The organism is Leeia aquatica (assembly GCF_012641365.1).
Lineage (GTDB): Bacteria > Pseudomonadota > Gammaproteobacteria > Burkholderiales > Leeiaceae > Leeia > Leeia aquatica.
Genome location: NZ_JABAIM010000002.1, coordinates 17,849 through 30,504, shown reverse-complemented (window position 1 = coordinate 30,504; position 12,656 = coordinate 17,849). Strand labels below are relative to the sequence as shown.

15 protein-coding genes are annotated in these 12,656 nt (G+C 61.7%); 7 read left to right on the top strand and 8 right to left on the bottom strand.

Annotation, left to right across the window (positions count from 1 at the left end; translation table 11 throughout):
* The first annotated feature begins 28 nt into the window (after positions 1 to 28).
* Genes nrdR through HF682_RS09240 form a run of 3 tightly spaced genes read left to right on the top strand, consistent with a single transcriptional unit; the run spans position 29 to position 2,223 of the window.
* On the top strand, positions 29 to 487 hold the full coding sequence (gene nrdR / locus HF682_RS09250) for a transcriptional regulator NrdR (RefSeq protein WP_168877017.1): 459 nt from the start codon (positions 29 to 31) through the stop codon (positions 485 to 487).
* Complete coding sequence (gene ribD / locus HF682_RS09245; protein ID WP_168877016.1) at positions 487 to 1,581, top strand: bifunctional diaminohydroxyphosphoribosylaminopyrimidine deaminase/5-amino-6-(5-phosphoribosylamino)uracil reductase RibD; 1,095 nt, start codon at positions 487 to 489, stop codon at positions 1,579 to 1,581. Before nrdR ends, ribD begins: the two co-directional genes overlap by 1 nt.
* 18 nt (positions 1,582 to 1,599) lie before the next feature.
* A complete protein-coding gene (locus tag HF682_RS09240; RefSeq protein WP_168877015.1) occupies positions 1,600 to 2,223 on the top strand; it encodes a riboflavin synthase in 624 nt (207 codons plus the stop codon).
* A gap of 105 nt (positions 2,224 to 2,328) precedes the next feature.
* Here the strand turns inward: HF682_RS09240 and HF682_RS09235 are convergent, their stop codons facing one another.
* From HF682_RS09235 to yjgA, 8 genes are read right to left on the bottom strand one after another with little or no spacing between them, the layout of a single operon-like run.
* Entirely contained in the window at positions 2,329 to 3,237 is a 909-nt protein-coding gene (locus HF682_RS09235) for a 2-hydroxyacid dehydrogenase (protein WP_168877014.1), read from the bottom strand.
* Positions 3,237 to 3,905: an alpha/beta hydrolase gene (locus tag HF682_RS09230; RefSeq protein WP_168877013.1), complete on the bottom strand. Its 669-nt coding sequence runs from the start codon at positions 3,903 to 3,905 to the stop codon at positions 3,237 to 3,239. The genes HF682_RS09235 and HF682_RS09230 overlap by 1 nt, the downstream gene beginning before the upstream one ends.
* 23 nt (positions 3,906 to 3,928) lie before the next feature.
* The gene (locus tag HF682_RS09225) at positions 3,929 to 4,495 is read right to left on the bottom strand and encodes a DNA-3-methyladenine glycosylase I (RefSeq protein WP_168877012.1); all 567 of its coding nucleotides are present in this window, start codon (positions 4,493 to 4,495) and stop codon (positions 3,929 to 3,931) included.
* A 20-nt stretch (positions 4,496 to 4,515) separates the two neighbouring features.
* Positions 4,516 to 4,710 carry a hypothetical protein gene (locus HF682_RS09220; protein WP_168877011.1) on the bottom strand — a complete coding sequence of 65 codons (195 nt, stop codon included), beginning with the start codon at positions 4,708 to 4,710 and terminating at the stop codon, positions 4,516 to 4,518.
* 14 nt (positions 4,711 to 4,724) lie between these two features.
* A complete protein-coding gene (locus HF682_RS09215; RefSeq protein WP_168877010.1) occupies positions 4,725 to 5,417 on the bottom strand; it encodes a phytanoyl-CoA dioxygenase family protein in 693 nt (230 codons plus the stop codon).
* Positions 5,414 to 6,046, bottom strand: a complete 633-nt coding sequence (locus tag HF682_RS09210; protein WP_168877009.1) for an energy-coupling factor ABC transporter permease — start codon at positions 6,044 to 6,046, stop codon at positions 5,414 to 5,416. The genes HF682_RS09215 and HF682_RS09210 overlap by 4 nt, the downstream gene beginning before the upstream one ends.
* A 4-nt stretch (positions 6,047 to 6,050) precedes the next feature.
* Positions 6,051 to 6,644, bottom strand: a complete 594-nt coding sequence (mog, locus tag HF682_RS09205) for a molybdopterin adenylyltransferase (RefSeq protein ID WP_168877627.1) — start codon at positions 6,642 to 6,644, stop codon at positions 6,051 to 6,053.
* Positions 6,637 to 7,188: a ribosome biogenesis factor YjgA gene (gene yjgA, locus HF682_RS09200; protein ID WP_168877008.1), complete on the bottom strand. Its 552-nt coding sequence runs from the start codon at positions 7,186 to 7,188 to the stop codon at positions 6,637 to 6,639. The genes mog and yjgA overlap by 8 nt, the downstream gene beginning before the upstream one ends.
* Positions 7,189 to 7,310: 122 nt before the next feature.
* Here yjgA and pmbA point away from each other — a divergent pair, with 122 nt between their 5' ends.
* The 4 genes from pmbA to alaS all read left to right on the top strand — a co-directional run bounded on the left by pmbA (position 7,311) and on the right by alaS (position 12,621).
* On the top strand, positions 7,311 to 8,651 hold the full coding sequence (pmbA, locus tag HF682_RS09195) for a metalloprotease PmbA (RefSeq protein ID WP_308418719.1): 1,341 nt from the start codon (positions 7,311 to 7,313) through the stop codon (positions 8,649 to 8,651).
* A 53-nt stretch (positions 8,652 to 8,704) separates the two neighbouring features.
* Positions 8,705 to 9,238: a TIGR00645 family protein gene (locus HF682_RS09190; protein ID WP_168877006.1), complete on the top strand. Its 534-nt coding sequence runs from the start codon at positions 8,705 to 8,707 to the stop codon at positions 9,236 to 9,238.
* Entirely contained in the window at positions 9,235 to 9,876 is a 642-nt protein-coding gene (locus tag HF682_RS09185; protein ID WP_168877005.1) for a DNA-3-methyladenine glycosylase family protein, read from the top strand. The genes HF682_RS09190 and HF682_RS09185 overlap by 4 nt, the downstream gene beginning before the upstream one ends.
* Positions 9,877 to 9,987: 111 nt before the next feature.
* On the top strand, positions 9,988 to 12,621 hold the full coding sequence (gene alaS / locus HF682_RS09180; protein ID WP_168877004.1) for an alanine--tRNA ligase: 2,634 nt from the start codon (positions 9,988 to 9,990) through the stop codon (positions 12,619 to 12,621).
* The last annotated feature ends 35 nt before the right edge of the window (positions 12,622 to 12,656 follow it).

Here is a 12,656-nt window from a genome sequence, read left to right as displayed (position 1 = left end):
CATCAGCACAGTGTTTGTGGGAAGCAGCATGAAGTGCCCTTTTTGCGGTTCGCTGGATACCCAGGTTCTGGAAACCCGCCTGACCGAGGACGGCGACACCATTCGTCGCCGTCGCCGCTGTACGGCGTGTGAGAAGCGGTTCAATACCTTTGAGACTGCGGAAATTCGCCTGCCGCAAGTGGTCAAGCAAAATGGCAACCGTGCCGAGTTTGACCGCGACAAGCTGCGCCTCTCCTTCATGCGCCCGCTGCACAAGCGCCCGGTGCCTACAGCCCTGGTCGATGAGGCCATTGTACGGATCACCCAGAAACTGTTGGCCTTGGGCGTGCGTGAGGTGCCTGCGCGGCAGATCGGCGAGATGGTGATGACTGAGCTGAAAAAGCTGGATCAAGTTGCCTATATCCGCTTTGCCTCGGTGTATCGAAGTTTTCAGGATGTGGATGATTTTCGCGACGCCATCCAGGAAGTGCAAAAAGGCGCTTCCTGATGCCCATCACTGCCGCAGACCATCACTGGATGGCGCAAGCCCTGCAATGGGCCAGCAAAGGACGCTACATCACCACCCCCAACCCCAGTGTGGGCTGCGTGCTGGTCAAGAATGAGCAGCTGATTGGTGCGGGGCACTCACAAGTTGCCGGGCAAGCGCATGCCGAGGTGATGGCCTTGCGCATGGCGGGTGAGCAGGCGAGGGGGGCGACGGCCTATGTCACCCTGGAACCATGCAGCCACTTCGGCCGCACGCCGCCCTGTTGTGACGCTTTGGTGCAAGCGGGTGTAGCGCGCGTTGTGGTTGCCTTGCAGGACCCGAATCCTCAGGTGGCCGGGCAAGGGCTGGCCAGGCTGCGCGAAGCGGGCATCACGGTTGATACCGGCGTACTGGCCGAGGCAGCCCGTCAACATCACCGTGGTTTTCTCAGCCGGATGACCCGGCAGAAACCCTGGGTGACGCTGAAAGTCGCGACCACCCTGGATGGTAAAACCGCGCTGCTGAACGGTGCCAGCCAATGGATTACCAGCCCGGCGGCCCGTGCCGATGTACAGCAGCTGCGCGCCCGCAGCTGTGCCATCCTCACCGGCAGCGGTACCGTGCTGGCGGATGATCCACAGCTGACCATCCGGCACATCGACGGTTTGCCCTGGCAAGGGCGGCAGCCGCTGGCGGTGGTCGTCGACAGCCAGCTGCGCACCCCGCAAACGGCTCGTCTGCTGCAAGGCCGCCCCAGTCTGCTGGCCCATGGCGTGGCAAAGCCCAGCTGGGCAGCGCCCCACGCTGAATTACTGTATTTGCCCGATCCGCAGGGCAGGGTAGATCTGCACGCCCTGCTGCAGGCATTGGCCGTACGTGGCTGCAGCGAGTTGCTGGTTGAAGCGGGCAGCATACTCAATGGCGCGTTGCTGCGCGCGGGGCTGGTCGATGAAGTGATCCTCTATCTGGCGCCCAAGCTGTTCGGGCATCACGCGCAAGGGGCGTTCAACTGGCCTGCCTTGGAAGCGGTAGACCTGCACACGGCCTTGCAATGGATAGACTGCCGCCATATCGGCCCCGACCTGCGGCTCACCGCCATCCCGACCACACACTGAACCTTACAAGGAAAGCGCATGTTCACCGGCATTATTCAAGCTGTTGGCCGCATTACCCAGATGGAGCACCGCGGACAAGACGTCCGGCTGATTGTCGAGGCCTGTGGCCTGGATTTGTCCGATGTCGCCCTGGGGGACAGCATTGCGCATAACGGCGTATGCCTGACGGTCATCGACAAAACAGAGACACACTACACGCTGGATGTGTCGGCAGAAACCCTGCGGGTGACGGTCGGGCTCGACCAAGTAGGTAATCTGGTCAATCTGGAAAAAGCCCTGCGGCTGGCTGACCGCCTCGGTGGCCATCTGGTATCCGGCCATGTGGACGGGGTGGGCACCGTCGCCCACTTTGCTCCGCCTGCTGGCGAAACCAACAGCGACTGCATGGAGCTGCGCATTGACGCGCCAGGGACTCTGGCCCGCTACATCGCCACCAAAGGCTCCGTCACCATCAACGGTGTCAGTCTCACCGTCAACCATGTCGACGGTAACCGTTTCTCCATCAACCTGATCCCCCACACCCTGACGGCCACCAACCTGCACCAGCTCAAGCCCGGCAGCCCGGTCAACCTCGAAATCGACCAGATCGCCCGTTACTGCGAGCGGATCCTCAGCTACCAGAGCGCTGCCCAGCAGGGATGACAGGGCATCCCCTCGCATCAGGCGCGGTCGCGGTACAGGCTTGATCAGCCGATCAAGCCTTGAGTAAAGAGGGCGAAACGTTCAGTGCTGTTAGCCGTGAATGGCTCAATACCCTCGATGCCGATCCACCAGCCCGCCTGCGGGTAGCCCTTGCAGAAGACAACCTAGCTTCTGCTGGATTTGCTGCAGGGCATCGGGCAGAGGGGTGAGTGCGCCGATATGAGGGGTGACGTTGACCTTGGGGTGCTGCCAGTAGCGGTGTTCGGCCGGCAGTGGCTCATGCTGGAACACATCCAGCGTGGCACCGGCCAGATGGCCGCTGTCGAGGGCGGCCAGCAAGTCTTCGTCCACCACATGTGCGCCCCGCGCCAGATTGATCAGATAGCTGTCAGGCGGTAACTGAGAGAGACGTTGCTGGTTGAGCAGACCACGGGTTTCCGGGGTGAGCGGCAGCAGGTTGACCAGTACACGGGTGCTGCCCAGGCAGGCAGGCAGCGCGTCCAGCCCGGCGTGTACCGGAATGGCGGCGTCGCCTGCTGGCTGGCGGCGCCAGGCTTGCACCGGGAAACCGAGCTGCCGCACCCGTTCTGCCACTGCGCTACCCATGGCACCATAGCCGAGAATGGTGACCCTCCAGCGGGCTTTGTCGTCCAGCGTGCCGGGTTGCCAGTGGTGTTGCAGCTGGTAGGCATCGTAACGGTAGAACCAGCGCAGCAGGTAGTGGCTCACATAGTCCGCCATCTGCTCCCCCATGCCACTGTCTTCCAGCCGATAGAGCGGCAGGCTGTCCGGAATCAGCGGTAGCTGCGCGTCCACTCCGGCGCCGAGCACAAATACGGCTTTGAGGGTGTTTTGCTGCTGAAACAGCTCAGCGGGGGGCTTCCACAATAGCGCGTAGTCAGCCTGCCAGTCTGGTGTGCAGGGCCAGCCTTGCACATCGGCCTCAGGGAAATGCTGCCGGGTTTCAGCCAGCCATTCATCCAGATGGTTTGGGGAGTAGACCAGAATGCGCATCAGGCATGCTCTCCCAGCCAACGGCCCAGTGCCTGCACTTCCTCCATGCAGACCGAGTGTTGCATCGGGTAGGTGTGCCAGCTTACCGGGTGACCGAGCTGGGTGACATGCTGGCGGGCCACATCACCCAGCCGCAGGTTGACAACCGGGTCCAGCGTACCGTGCGCGGCAAAGACCGGGGTGTGCTGGTTGGCCGGGCTTAACTGTGCATCCAGCTGGGCCGCATTCGGCAGATAGGTAGAGAGCGCAATGATGCCGGCCAGTTTCTGCGGGTAGCTGAGGCCCACGTTGTAAGCCATGACACCACCTTGCGAGAAACCGGCGAGGAAAATGCGCTCGCTGGGGATGCCACGTGCAATTTCCCGCGCCACCAGCGCCTCGATGGCATGGCGGGAGCGGGTGATGCCCGCTTCATCCACAGTACGGTGCAGATCGGAGAAATCGAGGATGTCGTACCAGGCCCGCATCACGTAACCGTTGTTGATCGTCACCGGAATGGCTGGTGCATGCGGGAAGACGAATCGCAGCTGCATGTGCGCGGGCAAGGGCAGCTCATCGGCAATGGGCTCAAAATCATGGCCGTCGGCACCGAGGCCATGCATCCAGATGATGCTGTGGGTGGCGGGCTGGGTCGGTTCAATTTCAACAGCGGGGAGCAGGGCAGTCATGCAATCCTCAAACAGGGATGGTACTAGTTACGCGGGTGGGTACGACAATGGCAGCCGGTTTCATGGTCATCCACCATGCCGGTAGCCTGCATATAGGCGTACATGATGGTGGAGCCGACAAACTTGAAGCCTCGCTGGCTCAGTGCCTTGGATAATTGATCGGAGAGTTCTGTACGGGCCGGTGCCTGGCGATAGTCTGACCACTGATTGACGATGGGCTTGCCGTCTACAAAGCGCCACAGCCAGGCATCGAAGCTGCCAAACTCGCGCTGGATTTCCAGAAAGCCTTGGGCATTGCGCACCGCTGACTGCACCTTGAGCCGGTTGCGCACGATGCCGGGGTTGCCCAGCAGCTCGGCCATTTTCTGCTCATCATAGCGGGCGACCTTGACAGGGTCGAACTGGTCAAAGGCTTCGCGGTAGCTGTCGCGCTTGTTCAGGATGGTTTCCCAGGAGAGCCCGGCTTGTGCGCCTTCCAGAATCAGCATCTCGAACAGGTGCTGATCGTCGTGTTGCGGGCGACCCCATTCTTCATCATGGTAAGCCAGATACAGAGGGTTGGCCGGGTTGGCCCATCCACAGCGGTGCATGTGTTGTCTCCTGTGCGGGCTTAGCGGTCCCGCTTGCGTTTGTCACGTTGCCGCCCCCACCACAGGCGCAGGGCGGCAAACAGGCCGACGAAGCCACCCAGGGGTGCGACAAGTACATTGCCGACCACCTCGCGGTGAGGACCGAATGCCGTAAACAGGGCAAACAGTACGCCACCAATGGCCAGCCAGATCAGGATGATTTTACCGGTAGACAACAGACAGCCTCCTGTCAGCAGGGTTCAGGTAATGCCGCCCAGCGCAAGGGCGCGGGGAGCGGTGCATCGCAAAACTCCAGATGCACGGCCCGACGCGGGCGGGGAGAATGTGATTTGCTGGAGCGATGCAGCAGCAAGGGGCGCATCAGCATGAGATCTCCCCGTTTGGCCGGGCACGGCAGGGGGCTCAATTGCGCAAGTCGTGCACTGGTCTCCGCCTGGCTCAGCAGCCCCCACAGGTGTGAACCACTGTGCACCTGCAGGCAGCCATTATCGGTATCGGCGTCGTCCAGATGCAAGCGCAAGGTGAGCATGCGCGTGAGGATGGACTGGGGAGCCTGTACGTGCCAGCAGTGGTCACGCGGTCGCCACGGCCCCCATCCCGGCATTTCGATGTGCGCCGCCAGCATGACCGTCTTGTCCTGATGCCAGCTGACTTGCCAGTTGTTCTCGCTGGACTTGTCGAAATACAGCGCACGCACCAGCCGCGCCTGATCACTGAGCATGGTCTGCAGCAACACCTGGGTGCAAGGGTGCCGGACCAGTTGCAGGATCAGCGGGTGTTGCTCCAGGTCACGCACGCCGCCCTGATGCGCTTGCAGGGTGTACTGGCCCAATTCGCCTTGCAAGGCATCGAGCAAGGCAGCGGGATAGCCCCCTGCCACGATCTGCCAGCCCTGCTCGGCAAAAGTATCCAGCTGCATCATGTGCTCGGGTGCAGATAGCGGCGGTCATCAAACAGGCGTACCCAGCGCGGGCGGTACACCACCATCAAGGTTAGCAGAAAGCCGGTTTCAAAAGCTTCACCCCAGGACAGCAGCCACCAGAAGGGCAGAGAGGGCGGCAGCCCTTGGGCGGGCCACTCCACCAGTCCGGCATGCAAAGCCAGGCCAGCGGCGGCGTGGCTGAGTGCTCCACCGGCAAAACCGCTACCCAGCAGGTAGACAAACAGGTTGGGTGGGGCCACCTTCTGCAGCAGACGGTGCCAGCCCCAGCTCAGCAGCACCGGCAGCAACACCAGGCTGAGGGCCAGCCAGGGCCACTGGATTGGGGGTACGCCATGCAGGCTGCTGGTGGCCAGCAAGACCAGCAGCAGCATCAGGCTGGCCAGCGCCGGGCCGACCATCTGCACCAGCAGGGCTGCGCCAATCAGATGCAAAGGTTGCGGGCCATTGGCATGCGCCTGCAGCATCCACAAGCTGCCACTCAGCACACAGCCGCCCAGCACCAGATGCTGCAGGGTATTGTCCTGCCAGTCTTGCCACGGCCGCTGTCGCAAGGCCCAGATCAGCCATAGCAGGAGCAGCGCCAGTGGCGGCCAGAGGAAGTCCTGCAAAGGTTTAACCTGCGGAAGCCGGGCGTTGGGCAGACTTGGGGCGGAACGCCTTGACCACCTCGGCATGGGTGTCTACCCATGGTCCGCCAATCAGGTCGATGCAGTAGGGGACGGCCGCAAAGATGCCCGGCACCTTGACCTGACCATCCGCATCTTTCAGGCCTTCCAGCGTTTCCGCAATCGCTTTTGGTTGTCCCGGCAGGTTGAGGATCAAGGATTGCTTGCGGATCACCCCGACCTGACGCGACAGGATGGCGGTGGGGACAAATGCAAGGCTGATCTGCCGCATCTGCTCGCCAAAACCGGGCATCACCCGGTCGGCCACCGCCAGCGTGGCCTCCGGGGTGACATCACGCGGCGCCGGGCCGGTACCGCCGGTGGTCAACACCAGATGGCAGCCTGCCACATCCACCAGCTCGCACAGGGCGGCCTCGATCATCGCCTGTTCATCCGGGATCAGGCGGGTTTCCATCTCCCACGGCGTGGCGAGGGCACGACCAAACCAGTCGCGCAGGGCCGGGATGCCCTTGTCTTCATACACCCCCTGGCTGGCACGGTCACTGATCGACACCAGTCCGATTTTCAGCACCTCAGGCATCATCGTCTTCCTCAGCTGCATCGTGGTGTGGAATCCCCGGCTCTTGCTCCAGTTGTTTCAACTGCTGAAACAATTCGCGGTAGGCCTTGGGTGGCTTGTTCTGCTCACGCTCGCGGTGGGCATTGCGGATCAGTTGCCGCATCACTTGCAAATCGGCTGCAGGATACTGCTCGGCCAGTTCGGTGAGCGCATCGTGCTCTTCCAGCAGACGGTCGCGCCAGCGCTCCATGCGGTGCAACCAGGCGGTATGCTCGACCGAGGCATTCCCCAAGGCATCCAGATAGCGCTGGATCGGTTCAGGCTCGACATCACGCATCAGCTTGCCAATAAACTGCAACTGGCGGCGAATGGCGCCGTGCGCGGTCAGGCGTTTGGCCTCGCGCAGCGCGTCCTGCAGCCGCTCCGGCAGATCAAGGCTGGCCCATTGGTCAGGGCGCAGCTTCAGCAGGGCTTCGCCCAGGTCCTGCATGTGGTGCATGTCCCGCTTGCGCTGGGACTTGCTGGGGCGATCGTCGTCATACACATCATCATCGTGGTTCATCATTACCGCTTCCTGCTGGGGCAGCGATGGCGCCGCCAAAGCTGTTATCATACCAGCCCGGACAGTCCGCAGCCTGTTGGTGAGCGGTCTTTTCTCCCATGTTGTGCCTTGCAAGGAATTACGCTGTGGCTTCATCTCCGTTTGCACAGACCCTCGACCAACTCAAGCAGGTGGTGACCGACGCCCTGGATTACGCCCGCAGCAAAGGGGCGAGCCAGGCTGAAGCCGAGGTATCGGAAGGGTGTGGCCATACGGTGTCGGTACGCCTGGGTGAAACGGAAACCATCGAATACCACCGTGACAAAGGCTTCAACCTCACCGTCTATCTGGGCAAAGCCAAGGGCCATGCCAGCACCGGTGATTTCTCGCCGCAGGCATTGCGCGACACCGTGGATGCCGCGCTCAACATCGCCCGCTATACCGCGTCGGACGATTGTGCCGGGCTGGCTGAGCCCGATACCCTGGCGACCCGCTTTCCGGACCTCGACCTGTACCACCCGTGGGATGTCAGCGTGGAAGACAGCATTGCGCTGGCGCAACGCTGTGAAGCGGCCGCGCGTGCGGTGGATGGGCGCATCACCAACTCGGAAGGCGCCAGCCTGTCGACCCAGGTTGGCCACTTCGCCTATGGTAACAGCCACGGTTTCCTCGCCGGTTTCCCGACCAGCCGCCACTCGCTGTCCTGCGCCGTGATCGCCAGCGAGGGCGAGGCGATGCAGCGGGATTACTGGTACGACTCCCGCCGTGACGTGGCCGATATGGACAGCGCGGAAACCATTGGCCGCGTCTGCGGTGAGCGTACGCTGCGGCGGCTCAATGGCAGCAAGATTGATACCTGCCAGGTACCGGTGCTGTTTGAAGCCCCGATTGCCGCCAGCCTGATCGGCCATTTCGTGCAGGCGGTGAGCGGTGGCAGCCTGTACCGTGAGGCCAGCTTCCTGCTCAACAGCATGGGGCAGCAGGTGTTCTCGCCCATTATCCAGCTGTCCGAGCAGCCCTTGCTGCTGAAAGGTCCGGCCAGTACCGCCTTTGATGATGAAGGGGTGGCAACGCAGGAGCGCGAAGTGGTGCGTGACGGGGTGGTGAATGGCTACTTCCTCGGCAGCTACAGCGCCCGCAAGCTGGGCATGCAGAGCACCGGCAATGCCGGGGGTAGCCATAATCTGCTGCTGAAATCGACGGCGGGTAACTTGCAGTCCCTGGTAAAACAAATGGGGCGGGGCCTGCTGGTGACCGAGCTGATGGGGCAGGGGGTCAACCCGGTGACCGGCGACTATTCGCGCGGTGCAGCTGGCTTCTGGGTGGAAAACGGGGTGATCGTGCATGCGGTGGAAGAAGTCACCATCGCTGGTAACCTGAAAGACATGTTCCAGCAGATCGTGGCGGTCGGCTCTGATGTGCTGGATCGCAGCTCGCGGCAGACGGGCTCGATCCTGATCGAACAGATGACAGTGGCGGGGAACTGAGCGATTCATCACTCGCTCTATGAGAACGGTTAAACGCATTACAGGAGTCAAGCATGGCAGACATGGGTTCACGCGTTGAGCACAAACTGGAAAAGCTGGTGTTCTGGAGCCGCTGGCTGCAGGCACCGCTGTATATCGGTTTGATTGTGGCGCAGTGTGTCTACGTCTATTTTTTTGGCAAGGAACTGTGGCACCTGCTGGCGCATGTGCAGGAGTGGTCCGAGATTCAGGTCATGCTGGTGGTGCTGGGCCTGATCGACGTGGTGATGATTTCCAACCTGCTGATCATGGTCATCATCGGTGGCTATGAAACCTTTGTGTCCAAGCTGGACCTGGGCGACCATCCTGACGTGCCGGAGTGGCTGTCGCATGTGAATGCCGGGGTGCTCAAGGTCAAGTTGGCCATGGCGCTGATCGGCATTTCCGGTATTCACCTGCTGCGCAGCTTCATCAATGCTGCGCAGATGGATGTCAAGACACTGGTGGCGCAAGCCGCCATCCACCTGATCTTCTTGCTGACGGCGATTGGCCTTGCGGTGGCCGATCGCATGATGATGAACAGCCAGTTGTCCGCCGCTCACAAATGAGCGTTGCCCCGCGCCAGAAGCAAGCCCCCTCCTACTGGGATGAGGCCTGCGCTCAGCTGGCGCAGCAGGACCGGGCGCTGACAGGGCTGCTGCAGGCGTATCCGGCGGAGCGTCTGCAGGGGGGCGGTGATGCGTTTGTCACACTGGCCAACTCCATTATCGGCCAGCAGATTTCGGTGCGCGCTGCCGAGCAGATCTGGGGCCGGCTGAACCAGCGGGTGCAGCCTTTGACACCCGAACACGTGTTGGCGACCCCTGCGGATGAACTGAAACAGGTGGGGCTCTCCACCCGCAAGGTGGAGTATCTGACCGATCTGGCACGCCATTTTTCCGATGGCCGTATCGAGTCGGACCAGTTTGATCACCTCAGCGACGCCGAGGTGATCGCCCGGCTGACCGATGTGCGCGGCATCGGGCGCTGGACTGCGGAAATGTTCCTGATCTTCCATCTGTTGCGGCAAGATGTGCTGCCGCTGGACGATATCGGCCTGCAGCGTGCGGTGGCCCAGCATTATGGCTGGCCGTATCCGTTTCCACTCAAACAGCTGGATGCCTTCGCCGAGCGTTGGCGCCCCTGGCGGACAGTGGCCACCTGGTACTTGTGGCGCAGTCTGGACCCTATTCCCGTCGCGTATTGAGCGATCCGCCCGCTTTTCTGCGCTGCATCGCTTGGCAGCGCGCCGGATTCATTGGAAAATCAGACCATCTTAGACCCTACGGTAAGTGTTGCCGGGAATCCGACTCCATCCATGAAAAGCGCAGAAATCCGACAGAAGTTCCTCCAGTTCTTTGAAAGCAAGCAGCATCAGGTGGTGGCCAGCAGCCCGCTGGTGCCGGGCAATGACCCGACCCTGATGTTTACCGTGGCGGGCATGGTGCAGTTCAAGGATTGCTTCCTGGGCCATGAGAAGCGCAGTTACACCCGCGCAGTGACCTCGCAGCGCTGTCTGCGGGCCGGTGGCAAGCACAACGATCTGGAAAACGTCGGCTATACCGCCCGCCATCACACCTTTTTCGAGATGCTGGGCAATTTCTCGTTTGGGGATTACTTCAAGCGTGATGCCATCACTTACGCCTGGGAGTTCCTCACCGGCAGCCAGTGGCTGGCACTGCCAAAAGAGAAGCTGCTGGTCACGGTCTACGCCTCGGATGACGAAGCCTTCGACATCTGGAACAAGGAAGTCGGCATTCCGGTGGACCGTATCATCCGTATCGGTGACAACAAGGGGGCACCTTACGCGTCGGACAATTTCTGGACCATGGGCGATACCGGCCCTTGCGGCCCGTGTACCGAAATCTTCTATGACCACGGTCCGTCCATCGCTGGCGGCCCGCCCGGCAGCCCGGATGAAGATGGCGACCGCTTCATTGAAATCTGGAACAACGTGTTCATGCAGTTTAACCGCGATGAAAGCGGTACCCTGCATCCGCTGCCGAAACCTTCGGTGGATACCGGCATGGGGCTGGAGCGCTTGTCGGCGGTCTTGCAGCATGTGCACTCCAACTACGAAATCGACCTGTTTGTGGCGCTGCTGAAAGCAGCTGCACGGGAAACCGGTCTGCCATACAGCCAGTCCGAGCCGTCGCTGAAGGTGATTGCTGACCACATTCGTGCCTGTGCCTTCCTGATTACCGATGGCGTGCTGCCCAGCAATGAAGGCCGTGGCTATGTGCTGCGCCGGATCATCCGCCGTGCCGTGCGTCATGGCTACAAGCTGGGCCAGCATGGCCTGTTCTTCCACAAACTGGTGCCGGACCTGGTGCGGGAAATGGGTGATGCCTATCCCGAGCTGAAAGAGGCAGAAGCCCGCGTGATGGCGGCCCTGAAGGCCGAAGAAGAGCAGTTCGCCAAGACGCTGGAAAATGGCATGCAGGTGCTGGAAGAGGCGCTGGCAGGCGAGGTGCGTACCTTGCCGGGCCAGGTGGTGTTCAAACTGTACGATACCTACGGTTTCCCCATCGACATGACGGCAGACATCTGCCGTGAGCGCAATGTGGAAGTGGATCTCGACGGTTTCGAGCGCGAGATGGAAGCACAGCGCGAGCGTGGCCGTGCCGGTTCTTCCTTCAAGGTGGCCGGGCAAGTGGATTATGACGGTGAAGCTACCTGCTTTGAAGGTTATGTGAAGAGCAGTGCCGATGCCCGCGTACTGGCGCTGTATAAAGGTACTGAGCCGGTCAGTGAGTTGCACGCCGGTGAAGAAGGCCTGGTGGTGCTGGACAACACCCCGTTCTATGCCGAGAGCGGTGGCCAGGTCGGTGATCTGGGTGAAATTTCCACGCTGGGCGGTGTCGGCGCCCTGTTTGATGTGCTGGATACCCAGAAGGTACAGGCTAGCGTGTTCGGTCACCGTGGCCGGCTGCGTCAGGGCAGCCTGAAAGTGGGCGATGAAGTGCAGGCCACCATCGACCTGCATCGCCGTCTGGCGACCACCCGCAACCACTCGGCCACCCACTTGCTGCACGCGGCCTTGCGTGAGGTGCTGGGTAGCCACGTGGCGCAGAAGGGCTCGCTGGTGAACCACGAGCGCACCCGTTTTGACTTTGCCCACGGCCAGGCGGTGACGGATGACGAAATCGTCCGCATTGAAGCGGTGGTCAACCATGTGATTGCCGCCAACTATCCGGTGACCGCGACCGTGATGTCGTTTGACGACGCGCTGAAAACGGGTGCCATGGCCCTGTTTGGCGAGAAGTACGGCGACGAAGTGCGTGTGCTGAAAATGGGCGAGTTCTCCACCGAATTGTGCGGCGGTACCCACGTCAGCCGTACCGGAGACATTGGCTTCTTCAAGATCGTCAGCGAAGGGGGCGTGGCGGCCGGTATCCGTCGTCTGGAGGCGGTGACCGGTGAAGGCGCGCTGAAGTTTGTGCAGCAGCAGGAGCAGCAATTGCGGGATGCGGCAGCCCTGCTGCGCAGCCCGACTGCAGAGCTGCCGCAACGGATCGGCCAGCTGCAGGACAGCATGAAGGCGCTGGAAAAGGAATTGGGCCGCCTGAAAGACAAGCTGGCGGCGGCGCAAGGGGGTGATCTGGCAGGCCAGGCGGTACTGGTTGCGGGTGTACCGGTCTTGTCGGTGGAAGTGGAGGGGGCCGATGCGGCGACCCTGCGTAACCTGCTGGATCAGCTGAAGTCCAAGCTGGGCAAGTCGGTGATCGTACTGGGGAGCCGGGAAGGGGGTCAGGTTGCGCTGGTTGCCGGGGTGTCCGACGATCTGACCGGGCAGCTGAAAGCCGGTGAGCTGGTCAATCATGTCGCCCAGCAGGTCGGTGGCAAGGGTGGTGGCCGTCCGGACATGGCCCGTGCCGGTGGCAGTGAGCCGGACAAGCTGCCGGAAGCCTTGGCCAGTGTAGCGGCCTGGGTGGCTGCCAAGCTCGCCTAAACCCGTACCCATACGGATGGCGAGAATGCCACCAC

What these genes read in the sequence shown, in the direction of transcription:
- nrdR (WP_168877017.1), top strand. Translation starts at nt 29, where the DNA reads ATGAAGTGCCCTTTTTGCGGTTCGCTGGATACCCAGGTTCTGGAAACC.
- ribD (WP_168877016.1), top strand. Translation starts at nt 487, where the DNA reads ATGCCCATCACTGCCGCAGACCATCACTGGATGGCGCAAGCCCTGCAA.
- HF682_RS09240 (WP_168877015.1), top strand. Translation starts at nt 1,600, where the DNA reads ATGTTCACCGGCATTATTCAAGCTGTTGGCCGCATTACCCAGATGGAG.
- HF682_RS09235 (WP_168877014.1), bottom strand. Translation starts at nt 3,237, where the DNA reads ATGCGCATTCTGGTCTACTCCCCAAACCATCTGGATGAATGGCTGGCT.
- HF682_RS09230 (WP_168877013.1), bottom strand. Translation starts at nt 3,905, where the DNA reads ATGACTGCCCTGCTCCCCGCTGTTGAAATTGAACCGACCCAGCCCGCC.
- HF682_RS09225 (WP_168877012.1), bottom strand. Translation starts at nt 4,495, where the DNA reads ATGCACCGCTGTGGATGGGCCAACCCGGCCAACCCTCTGTATCTGGCT.
- HF682_RS09215 (WP_168877010.1), bottom strand. Translation starts at nt 5,417, where the DNA reads ATGATGCAGCTGGATACTTTTGCCGAGCAGGGCTGGCAGATCGTGGCA.
- mog (WP_168877627.1), bottom strand. Translation starts at nt 6,644, where the DNA reads ATGCCTGAGGTGCTGAAAATCGGACTGGTGTCGATCAGTGACCGTGCC.
- yjgA (WP_168877008.1), bottom strand. Translation starts at nt 7,188, where the DNA reads ATGATGAACCACGATGATGATGTGTATGACGACGATCGCCCCAGCAAG.
- HF682_RS09190 (WP_168877006.1), top strand. Translation starts at nt 8,705, where the DNA reads ATGGCAGACATGGGTTCACGCGTTGAGCACAAACTGGAAAAGCTGGTG.
- HF682_RS09185 (WP_168877005.1), top strand. Translation starts at nt 9,235, where the DNA reads ATGAGCGTTGCCCCGCGCCAGAAGCAAGCCCCCTCCTACTGGGATGAG.
- alaS (WP_168877004.1), top strand. Translation starts at nt 9,988, where the DNA reads ATGAAAAGCGCAGAAATCCGACAGAAGTTCCTCCAGTTCTTTGAAAGC.